Here is a 313-nt window from a genome sequence, read left to right as displayed (position 1 = left end):
GAGTCGCCTACATGCGATTGCAGTCGTTGAGCGCCTTCATCTCACGGAACGAACTTTCGATGACTGCTCGGTCTCTGTAGATCTCGAAGGATTGCATCGGCGACATGACCAGGTTGGTTCGAATGCCGAAGTATCCGGCGAACTCCGTCGCTGACCGCATGGCGGATTCATCCTTTCCGCAAAACACCTGTTTTTTACCGCCTTCAGTTTTCTTCTCCCGCTTCACCAGGAATCGGCTTGTGCGCTGCAGCAGTTCCGGATCGACAGTTTTCCCTTTGCGTTTGAGTTCCAGAACCTTGGCCACGTCGTGACG

The 313-nt window shown here is 54.0% G+C and carries 1 protein-coding gene; it reads right to left on the bottom strand.

Annotation, left to right across the window (positions count from 1 at the left end; all coding sequences use genetic code 11):
• Positions 1-7 precede the first annotated feature (7 nt).
• A partial coding sequence (locus H6A60_RS12965; protein WP_439145088.1) for a hypothetical protein occupies positions 8-313 on the bottom strand: 306 nt, incomplete at its 5' end.

Origin of the sequence: Sutterella massiliensis (assembly GCF_016899755.1) — a bacterium.
In the GTDB taxonomy this organism is placed as follows: Bacteria; Pseudomonadota; Gammaproteobacteria; order Burkholderiales; family Burkholderiaceae_F; genus Sutterella; species Sutterella massiliensis.
The sequence above is the reverse complement of the archived record's forward strand: the minus strand, read 5'-3'. Positions and strand labels throughout refer to the sequence as shown.